Source organism: Halomonas sp. 707B3 (assembly GCF_024158645.1).
GTDB classification, from domain to species: Bacteria; Pseudomonadota; Gammaproteobacteria; order Pseudomonadales; family Halomonadaceae; genus Vreelandella; species Vreelandella lionensis.
The window spans coordinates 1-9,170 of the sequence record NZ_JAMZBE010000141.1; the positions used below are offsets into that span (position 1 = coordinate 1).

Below are 9,170 nucleotides of genomic sequence, written 5' to 3' on the forward strand. Positions count from 1 at the left end.
CTCAAGCTGTTCCCGTGGCAGACCTTCGCAGCCTGCGCATCGCTCAAACGGCCGCCAAAGCCGCCGTACGAAAAGCGGAGAAAGTGTTGGCACGGGCCGCCGCTCAAGACCCGCAGCAGCGCCACGACGATTTGGAGACCCAGCTCGCCACTGCCCAAGAAAATCTAAAAGCGGCAGAAGCACGATTGGCCGAAGCTCGCGCCGCCAGTGAACAGAAGGAAGCGCCATGAGCATGATGCACGCCCCCCAGCTGGGTAAAGCACCATCAACAGCCCATGTGATGCGCTGGGTCATCGCCGCCACGCTTCCGGGCCTTGCGGTGATGACGCTCTATTTTGGCCTAGGGGTACTCAGCAACGTACTGATCGCGGCGCTTTGGGCCGTCGCCGCTGAAGCGCTCATTCTGCGCCTGCGCCACCGCCCCATTTGGCCGACGCTCAACGACTCCAGCGCCCTGCTCACTGGCGTGTTGCTAGGCGCCTCGTTGCCACCTGCGAGCCCCTGGTGGCTAATTGGCGTTGGGGTGATCGCCGCCGTCGTCGTCGCGAAGCAGCTCTATGGCGGCTTGGGCCACAATCCGTTCAACCCTGCGATGGTGGGCTATGCGCTGCTGCTGGTGTCGTTTCCCACCCATATGACGCTCTGGGCACCGCCCCAACCGCTTTGGCCCGACTCCCTCTGGCCACAAATAATGGGAACACTACCCACGTCAGCGCTCGATGGCCTGAGCGGAGCCACACCCTTAGATGCCTTCAAACATAAAGGCGACGCCGTGCTCGCCAGCGAGTTCTGGGCATCGTCGCCGCTCCCTGAAGGAACGCTGAATGCTTGGCGTAATATCGCGCTGGCATGGCTGGCAGGGGGCGTGGTGTTGATCGTCAAACGACTGATCAGCTGGCATATTCCGGTCGCTATGCTGGGCAGTATGATGCTGCTCTCAGCGCTGTTTTATGCCAGCGACACTAGCCACTTTGGCTCACCGCTGTTTCATCTGCTCACCGGGGCGACGCTGTTTGGTGCCTTCTTTATTGCCACCGACCCGGTCTCAGCGGCCACTAGTCGTCAGGGGAAGCTGTTATACGGTGCGGGGATTGGCGTGCTGGTCATCCTGATTCGTAATTTAGGCGGCTACCCGGATGCCGTCGCCTTTGCCGTGCTGCTGATGAATCTCTGCGTGCCGCTGCTGGACATGGTCAGCGTGCCACGCCCGGTCGGTCAAGCTACTGCTCGGGCTGATGAAAGGAAGAGCGCGCCATGACCACTCAACACGCTATGCTGCGTGGCGCGCTGGCCCTTGGCCTGTTTGCCTTGGTCACTGCCGGCAGCGTCGCCCTCACCCGCGCCGTGACCGCGGAGCGTATTGCCGAGCACCAGCTTGCTTATCAGCATCGTCAGTTGCAGGAGGTGCTGCCCGCTTCACTGGCCTCGGTGCCGGTTCAGGTCGTATTAGAGAGCGCGTTTTCGCTACCCGACCCAGCGCCGCTGGGCCATCGAACACCACAAGAGGGCTGGCGGGTGCAGCAAGGCAGCAGCACCGCGACTATTCTGCCGGTCGTGACACGCCAAGGGTATAACGGTGAAATTCGCCTGCTAGTTGCCATCAACCAAAGCGGGCAACTCACCGGGGTGCGGGTGACTCACCACCAAGAGACGCCAGGTCTTGGCGATGATATCGAGCGGTCACGCAGCGCCTGGATCACATCATTCAACGGCCTAAGCCTTGAGAGCCTGCCCCCAAGCGGCTGGGCCGTGAGCAAAGAGGGCGGCGAATTCGACAGCTTTACCGGCGCAACGATTACCCCACGGGCCGTCATCAATGCCGTACACGATGCGATGCGCTACTATCAGCGCGAACTCGCTCAGCAGGAGCCCACACCATGAGCCAGTGGACACAGCTTGCCCGAGAAGGGCTTTGGTCAAATAACCCGGCGCTGGTGCAGCTACTGGGGCTTTGCCCGCTGCTGGCGGTCAGCGCCACGGTGGTGAATGCGCTAGGCTTGGCGCTGGCCACTCTGCTGGTCTTGGTAGGCTCCAGCACAACAACCTCGCTCATTCGCCACCAGGTGCCTAGCGCCGTGCGGCTCCCCGCGTTTGTGATGGTGATTGCCGCTTTTGTGACCTGCGCTGAGCTGCTCATGGCCGCGTTTGCTTACTCGCTCTATCAAATATTGGGGATTTTCATCCCACTCATCGTGACTAACTGCGCCATTTTGGGCCGGGCGGATGCGTTTGCCTCCCGCCAGCCCGTGCTGCCTGCGGCAGTCGATGGGCTGATGATGGGGCTGGGCTTTGGTGCGGTATTAGTGCTGATGGGCGCAATCCGCGAGTTGGTGGGCCAAGGGACGCTGTTTAGCGACATGGCGCTTCTGTTTGGGCCGGTTGCCGCTCACTGGCAGATCACCCTGGTGGCGGATTACCAGTTTCTCTTTTTCATCCTGCCCCCCGGCGCGTTCTTCGTGGCAGGGCTTTTGATCGCGCTGAAAAACGTGCTGGATCAGCGTCGCGCCGCCCGCGCTCAGCCCGTCAACGTCGCACCGCGAGCCGAGCGTCGTGTGCGGGTAACCGGCACCATTAAATAAGCACCATTCAATAACCAAGAGAACACGCCATGAATGCTCAAAAGCGTCATGAGATATTTGCGCGCCTCCAGGCGGAAAACCCACACCCCACCACCGAGCTCAACTGGAGCACGCCCTTTGAGCTATTGGCAGCGGTACTGCTCTCCGCCCAAGCAACGGATGTGGGCGTGAATAAAGCCACGGCCAAGCTTTATCCGGTCGCGAATACCCCTGAGGCGATCATTGAGCTGGGTATTGATGGCCTAAAGCAGCACATTAAAACCATTGGCCTGTTTAACACCAAGGCAGAAAATTTAATGAAGACCTGCCACCTGCTGGTCAATCAGCACGGCGGCGAGGTTCCCAACACCCGTCAAGCCTTGGAAGCGCTGCCCGGTGTCGGGCGTAAAACCGCCAATGTGATTTTAAACACCGCCTTTGGCCAGCCTACTATCGCGGTGGATACGCATATTTTTCGCGTTTCGAACCGTACCGGTATCGCCAAAGGTAAAGACGTGGTGGAAGTCGAGCAGAAGCTGTTGCGCCACGTTCCCAGCGCCTTTAAACAAGATGCCCACCACTGGCTGATTTTACACGGGCGCTACACCTGCATTGCGCGTAAACCCCGCTGCGGTAGCTGCATCATCGAAGATCTATGCGACTATAAAGAAAAGACCGAGCTTGCCTAACGGCACGCCAACGCCAGGATCACTCTATGCCGAGCAGGTCATTAGTTGCCCCCTCCACCAGCAGCTGACGATACGTTTCTCGCCAGCGCGGCCACTGCCATGGCTGAGTATCCATCTGCGCGGGCTGGCTACCGGGGTCTAACAGCCACGCTTTCAAGCGCTGATAGAGCCCCTCTTGTGTACCATCGTAGCGATATTGGGCGGGATAAAGTTCAGGAAAGCAGAGCCTATCCGGTACCAGCGGCGTGGCTCCTCGCTGGGCAGCCTCCATGATCGCCAGCCCCTGAAACTCATGCCAAGTGGTTGACACCACAATACCGCCACCGTTGAGCAGCGCGCGGTACTCCGCCTCTGGCTGCGGCCCCCAGCAGATAATATGCTCAGCCAGGCGCACCTGCGCCTCGGCAAATACCGGCGGCACGTCGCGAAACTGCTGGCCAAGCACCGCCAACTCAAAGGGCACCTGCTGCTCGCTTAGCTTGAACAGCACCGCGAAGAAGTCCTCCGGGTTTTTGTCATACTCCCAACGGTGATTCCAAATCAGCCGCTGCGGGTTTGAGTTACCAGCGGCGGCACAGTTAGCAGGCGCGATGGGCACGGGCACCACGCGAGCACTTTGGCGTAGCCGTTCTAGCGGTTTAGCCGCGGGTAGATTTTCCGGCATTTTCTTTAAAAAACGCCGCGCACCATCAAAAAAAGAGTCCCGGTTATAGGCCGTATTGAACACCAGCACATCTGCCGCCAGTGCCGCATACAAGTTGACCATTTTGGCTTCTACCTGGGGCATCTGCTCGCTGGATTCTGGGTAGGCAAACTGATTTTCGTGAAAATAGACGATCTTTCTTGCTCGCCCCAGATGGGGAAACAGCCCCACTAAGGTGGCGATATCTACCATAGACGTTGCCAGCACTACATCGTAGGGCTGATTTAACCGCTCGTACTCTTTTAACCACCAGCTCAACGGGTTGCCACGAATGCGCCAGGAGAAGTGGCGAGGAGGCAAGCTTAGCAACGTCCAGGCTACCTCGTTCACTTCAGCCATTAAGCTGTTAGCCCAATAACGGTGGCTAACCGCTTCATAAGCCGATAACAATAAAACGCGCACCATCCTGCCTACCGGTGAAAGGTTCTCTTCATACACAGCATTCGGCCAAGGTCGTCTTGGCCGAATGCTGTACGCTACATACACTTAAACCATCGCTAGCAGTCGCACTGCTCATCTAACGCCGCTGAGGAGACCGTAATGGCCAACGTATTAGTGGTCGATGATGAACCCAATATCCTACTCTCCCTTGAGTTCCTCATGTCCCATGCCGGGCTGACGGTGACGACAGCGCCCGATGGCGAAACCGCGCTGCTGAGAATTGCCGATGCATCCCCCGACCTGTTGTTACTGGACATCAGCTTGCCGGGCATCAGTGGCTTTGAAGTGCTGGAGCAGCTGCGCCGCTCAGAGTCCGAACGGCATTTACCGGTGATTATGTTAACGGCTCATGGCCGTGAAGTAGAGCGGGAAAAAGGCTTTGCGCTGGGCGCAGATGACTACGTCACCAAGCCTTTCTCTACCCAACAGCTTGTAGAGAAGGTCAAAGCCCTGTTAGCCGAGCGTGCACCATGACACGCAAGGGCCTTCCTAAACGCCAACGCTTGGTCGGCGTGTGGCTGCTGCTAAGCGGCGTTAGCTTAGTAGGGGGAGCGCTCTTTGCCGCTTGGTTAGATAGCCAGCTGGCACTTTCAGGCGTGGCGCGTGCGGCTCTATGGCTAGGCAGTTTTTCAGGCGGCATCACGCTTTTTTTAATGGGCCTGCTGCTGGAGCGCATGCTATTTACACCCCTTCGCCACCTTCAAGCGCAGCTGGCACGCTGGGTAGCCAACCCAGATGCCCAAGACGAACACACTGCAGAGGGCTGGTTAAAAGGGCTTGGCCCAGACCTTCGCCGCGTCAGCCACAGCTGGCGCGCCGACCGCTCACGACTCGCCACCGCCCATGCAGAAGGAGCGCGTAGCGCATCGCGTATACGCCAAGAGCTTGAAACGTTGCTGCAGGTGCTTGAAACACCGCTGTTACTTTGCGACCGGCACCGGCGGGTGATGTTGTTTAATCAGGCTGCCGAAAACTTCTTTGCGGGTAATACCGGCCTGGGGCTTGGTAAACGTCTGGATGCCCTGCTGCCGACAGCTACCCTTGCCAACGCCATAGCACAACTACCCGACGACGGCTCGCCTCGGGAAATGCTCGCCCCCTGTGACCAGCGCTGGTTAAAGGTTGTCATTCGCCGGGTCCCCGGCAGTGAACGCGAAACGCTGGTGACCTGTAGCGATGCGACCACCACCTGGAATAACGAAATGGGCGTGCGGGCCGAACTTAATCATCTATTGCCGCCACTTCGCCAGCACTCCGCCAGCTTAAGCAGCGCCGCTGATGCGCTGCGTCAAATTCCCCCCTCAGAAACGTCGCTTGAGCTACGAGCACGTTTAGAGCAAGTAGTGCACGATGAGAGCCAAGCATTAAACAAGCACGTCGCGGAGATTGGCTCGCTGCTGGACGATCTTCAGTACCACGGCGAACGTTTAAGACCCATTTGGTCCAACGATTTTTGGCAATCGCTGGATGAGCGCCTTGACCCTGCCCACCGCTTAATCACCCCTATCGGCGTGCCCGCTTGGTTTAAAGGCGACGCCCCCGCGCTGATTGAGCTATTCCACTCTCTGGTGGATCACCTGCGCTGCCACTTGCCCAGCAGCGGTTTTGAAGGTGAAGTCACGCTCAACCCAAAACGCGCTTACGTTGACTTGATTTGGCAAGGCTCCCCCGTCCCCGAAGGCGAGCTCACCATTTGGCGCGAGCACCCGCTGACCACGCTACCGCTTAGCCCCTCAGTCGCGGATATTCTGCGCCAGCACGCGACCGATATCTGGAGTGTTGCCGATGCGGATAAACGCCACGCACGACTAAGACTGCCGCTACCAACGATTGCACAAGCCCAAGCGCCTCGTGAGCTCGCCCCTCCGCGCCCGGAATTCCATGACTTTGGCATCGCCCAGCTCCCTGCGCCTGACGTGGCTCTGGCTAGCAGAGCTCTACGCTGCCTAGATATCGTGGCGTTTGATACGGAGACTACTGGCCTTGAGCTGCGCCGAGGAGACACGGTGATTAGCCTGGGCGCCTGCCGGATCGTCAATGGCCGTTTACTGGCGAATGATGCGTTTGATCATTTCGTGGACCCGAAGCGCGCCATTCCTGCTGCCAGTACGGTGATTCACGGCATTACCGATGCGGATGTCGCGGGCGCTGCCCCCCTTGAAACAGTGCTTGACCTGTTTCGTGATTACGTCGGTGAGGCCGTGCTGCTCGCCCATAATGCGGCTTTCGATATGCTGGCCATTAGCGACCATGGCGTTGCCTTTGATATTCCCGTTTTAGACACACTGCTTATTTCAAAAGCGCTCGATGAAGCATTGGATGGTCACGATTTAGACACGCTAGCCAAGCGCTATGACCTCCACTTTCCACCGGGCACTCGCCACACGGCGTTAGGTGATGCCCGCGTTACCGCAGAGCTATGGCTATCACTGCTGCCACGGCTCGAGGCCCGAGGCATTGATACGCTGGAAGAGCTGCTTGCCCTGCAGGCAAATGCCTTTGATAAAGAGGATGCCAGCGCGCCATGAACCCCTTCAGCGCTCCCTCCCGCAGGCGCGAACGGCTCATCGCGTTGGCCCTGCTGGCACTGTTTATGTTTTGCCCACCGATGCTGCTTATTGTTGATCGTTTACCGGGCCTGCTGGGTTGGCTACCGCTCTACCTATTTGTCGTTTGGGGAGCGCTCATTGGATTCACCGCTTGGCTGGTTGAGCCTCCCAAGGAACCATGACCATGCGCGGCGATTGGGTAGTGATTGGTACCGCCTTTTGCTATTTGGCCCTGCTCTTTATGGTCGCCGCCTGGGGAGACCGGCGCGCCGAACAGGGGCGCTCGCTGATTGGCTCGCCTACGGTCTATGCCCTCTCTATCGCGGTTTACTGTACTGCCTGGACGTTTTACGGCAGCGTTGGCCGCGCAGCACAGTATGGCCCTAGCTTCCTACTGATTTACCTGGGGCCGACACTGGCGATGCTGTTAGCCCCTTTTACACTACGCAAAATGGTGCGCATTGCCGCACAGCAGCGCATCACCTCGATTGCCGACTTTATCAGCGCCCGCTACGGCAAAAGCTCTCGTTTAGGGGCGCTCGTGGCCATCATGGCGCTCATCACCATCACCCCTTATATCGCACTTCAGCTAAAAGCCATCACGGTGAGTCATGCGGTACTGATGAACTACCCGCTGGGTGCCGATATCACGCTAGAGAACGAACGCTTCTGGATGGACCGCTCTTTTTGGATAGCGATGGTGTTGGCGGTGTTTATTATTCTTTTTGGCACCCGTCACTTAGATGCCAGCGAGCGCCACGAAGGGATGGTGGCTGCCATTGCCGTAGAGTCCCTGGTGAAACTGATCGCCTTTCTGGCAGTGGGCGTATTTGTCACGTTCATCATGTTTGCAGGGCCAGGCGCCCTCTTAGCCGAAGTCGCTGCTACACCAGCATTAATCAATAGCATGCGCCTAGAAAACGTACCTGGCGGCGCAACGGGCTGGGTGGGTATGCTGCTGCTGGCATTTCTGGCCTTCTTTACACTACCCCGGCAGTTCCAGGTTCTCGTGGTGGAGAATGTTGACGAGCAGCACCTCCATCGCGCCAGCTGGCTATTCCCGCTCTATTTGCTGTTGATTAACCTGTTTGTCATCCCGATTGCCTTAGCCGGGCTGCTACTTGGCGAGGGCGATCCCGATAGCTTCGTGCTCACGCTGCCCCTCTCTGCGGGGCTAGAAGGTTTGCCGCTGTTAGTCTTTATCGGTGGTCTTTCAGCCGCCACCGGCATGGTCATTGTTGAGACGATTGCCCTCTCTACCATGGTCAGCAATCAGCTCATTATGCCTCTGCTGCTGAAAGTAAAGCGCCTTTATATTGGGCGCCATGGCCGGCTTGCCGACTGGCTACTCAACATTCGGCGCATCGCCATTTTGCTGATTCTACTCATGGGCTATCTCTACCATGCGCTGATCGGCGATAGCTACAGCCTGGTAACCATCGGGCTGGTCTCTTTTGCGGGAGTGGCCCAGTTTGCCCCTGCACTGCTCATCGGGCTTTACTGGCGCGGGGCAACGCGCCAGGGGGCAACGTTAGGGCTGCTCGCTGGATTTTTTATCTGGTTCTATACGCTGCTGCTGCCGGGGTTTGCACAGTCGGGCTGGCTGAAAGAGACGTTAATCACCCAGGGCCCTTGGGAAATCAGTTGGCTATCACCTTACGCGCTGCTGGGGCTAAGCGGATGGGATATTTATACGCATTCACTGTTTTGGAGCATGCTAGTTAATGTTAGCTTACTGATTGGCGTATCATTATTCACTCGTCCTACACCACTAGAGCAGACTCAGGCCGCACTATTTACCGAGGCAATGCACCCCAATCTGCAAACCACTTCACTCTGGCAAGGTGAAACCACCGAAGGCGCACTCCATGCACTGTTAATTCGGTATTTGGGAAGTATGGCAACTCAGCGTGTCTTTGCATCCCAAACGGCACAACCTGTTACCGAGACCGATGCTTATCAGCGGCCAGCGTCTAAGGCACTAATCACTCGTGCTGAACAATCATTGGCTGGCTCCCTGGGTAGCGCATCCGCCAGCGTATTAATCAACTCGGTCTTACGTGGTGAAGCATTAGATGTAGAGTCAGTGCTCACTATTTTAGACACCACCTCCCAGGCCTTAGAATACAACCGCCAATTAGAGCAAAAGTCCCAGGAACTAGCTCGTGTCGGTGAAGAGCTACGCAGCGCTAACGAACGGTTACGTGAGCTTGATCGCATGAAAGATGAG

9 protein-coding genes and 1 pseudogene are annotated in these 9,170 nt (G+C 57.8%); 9 read left to right on the top strand and 1 reads right to left on the bottom strand.

Annotation, left to right across the window (positions count from 1 at the left end; genetic code table 11):
* The 5 genes and pseudogenes from BIS10_RS15205 to nth form a co-directional block, all read left to right on the top strand.
* A pseudogene (locus BIS10_RS15205) lies at positions 1-230 on the top strand (electron transport complex subunit RsxC); the annotation flags it as partial.
* The gene (locus BIS10_RS15210) at positions 227-1,258 is read left to right on the top strand and encodes an RnfABCDGE type electron transport complex subunit D (RefSeq protein WP_253506350.1); all 1,032 of its coding nucleotides are present in this window, start codon (positions 227-229) and stop codon (positions 1,256-1,258) included. The pseudogene BIS10_RS15205 and the gene BIS10_RS15210, both read left to right, overlap by 4 nt.
* Positions 1,255-1,881 (top strand): electron transport complex subunit RsxG, encoded by a 627-nt coding sequence (gene rsxG / locus BIS10_RS15215; protein ID WP_083023841.1) that lies wholly within the window; start codon positions 1,255-1,257, stop codon positions 1,879-1,881. Before BIS10_RS15210 ends, rsxG begins: the two co-directional genes overlap by 4 nt.
* The gene (locus BIS10_RS15220) at positions 1,878-2,579 is read left to right on the top strand and encodes an electron transport complex subunit E (protein ID WP_253506354.1); all 702 of its coding nucleotides are present in this window, start codon (positions 1,878-1,880) and stop codon (positions 2,577-2,579) included. Before rsxG ends, BIS10_RS15220 begins: the two co-directional genes overlap by 4 nt.
* Positions 2,580-2,608: 29 nt before the next feature.
* Positions 2,609-3,247 carry an endonuclease III gene (gene nth / locus BIS10_RS15225; RefSeq protein ID WP_083023859.1) on the top strand — a complete coding sequence of 213 codons (639 nt, stop codon included), beginning with the start codon at positions 2,609-2,611 and terminating at the stop codon, positions 3,245-3,247.
* Positions 3,248-3,266: 19 nt separating this feature from the next.
* On the opposite strand, the gene BIS10_RS15230 is transcribed toward nth, so the two are convergent.
* On the bottom strand, positions 3,267-4,352 hold the full coding sequence (locus tag BIS10_RS15230; RefSeq protein ID WP_253506361.1) for a DUF3524 domain-containing protein: 1,086 nt from the start codon (positions 4,350-4,352) through the stop codon (positions 3,267-3,269).
* A 138-nt stretch (positions 4,353-4,490) separates the two neighbouring features.
* Here BIS10_RS15230 and BIS10_RS15235 point away from each other — a divergent pair, with 138 nt between their 5' ends.
* The 4 genes from BIS10_RS15235 to BIS10_RS15250 form a co-directional block, all read left to right on the top strand.
* Positions 4,491-4,865: a response regulator transcription factor gene (locus BIS10_RS15235; protein ID WP_083023861.1), complete on the top strand. Its 375-nt coding sequence runs from the start codon at positions 4,491-4,493 to the stop codon at positions 4,863-4,865.
* A complete protein-coding gene (locus BIS10_RS15240) occupies positions 4,862-6,919 on the top strand; it encodes a 3'-5' exonuclease (protein WP_253506357.1) in 2,058 nt (685 codons plus the stop codon). Before BIS10_RS15235 ends, BIS10_RS15240 begins: the two co-directional genes overlap by 4 nt.
* Positions 6,916-7,122: a hypothetical protein gene (locus tag BIS10_RS15245; RefSeq protein ID WP_044627986.1), complete on the top strand. Its 207-nt coding sequence runs from the start codon at positions 6,916-6,918 to the stop codon at positions 7,120-7,122. The genes BIS10_RS15240 and BIS10_RS15245 overlap by 4 nt, the downstream gene beginning before the upstream one ends.
* A gap of 2 nt (positions 7,123-7,124) precedes the next feature.
* A partial coding sequence (locus BIS10_RS15250; protein WP_253506360.1) for a sodium:solute symporter occupies positions 7,125-9,170 on the top strand: 2,046 nt, incomplete at its 3' end.

Excerpts from the sequence above, each read along its gene's own strand:
- BIS10_RS15210 (WP_253506350.1), top strand. The coding sequence starts at position 227 with ATGAGCATGATGCACGCCCCCCAGCTGGGTAAAGCACCATCAACAGCC.
- rsxG (WP_083023841.1), top strand. The coding sequence starts at position 1,255 with ATGACCACTCAACACGCTATGCTGCGTGGCGCGCTGGCCCTTGGCCTG.
- BIS10_RS15220 (WP_253506354.1), top strand. The coding sequence starts at position 1,878 with ATGAGCCAGTGGACACAGCTTGCCCGAGAAGGGCTTTGGTCAAATAAC.
- nth (WP_083023859.1), top strand. The coding sequence starts at position 2,609 with ATGAATGCTCAAAAGCGTCATGAGATATTTGCGCGCCTCCAGGCGGAA.
- BIS10_RS15235 (WP_083023861.1), top strand. The coding sequence starts at position 4,491 with ATGGCCAACGTATTAGTGGTCGATGATGAACCCAATATCCTACTCTCC.
- BIS10_RS15240 (WP_253506357.1), top strand. The coding sequence starts at position 4,862 with ATGACACGCAAGGGCCTTCCTAAACGCCAACGCTTGGTCGGCGTGTGG.
- BIS10_RS15245 (WP_044627986.1), top strand. The coding sequence starts at position 6,916 with ATGAACCCCTTCAGCGCTCCCTCCCGCAGGCGCGAACGGCTCATCGCG.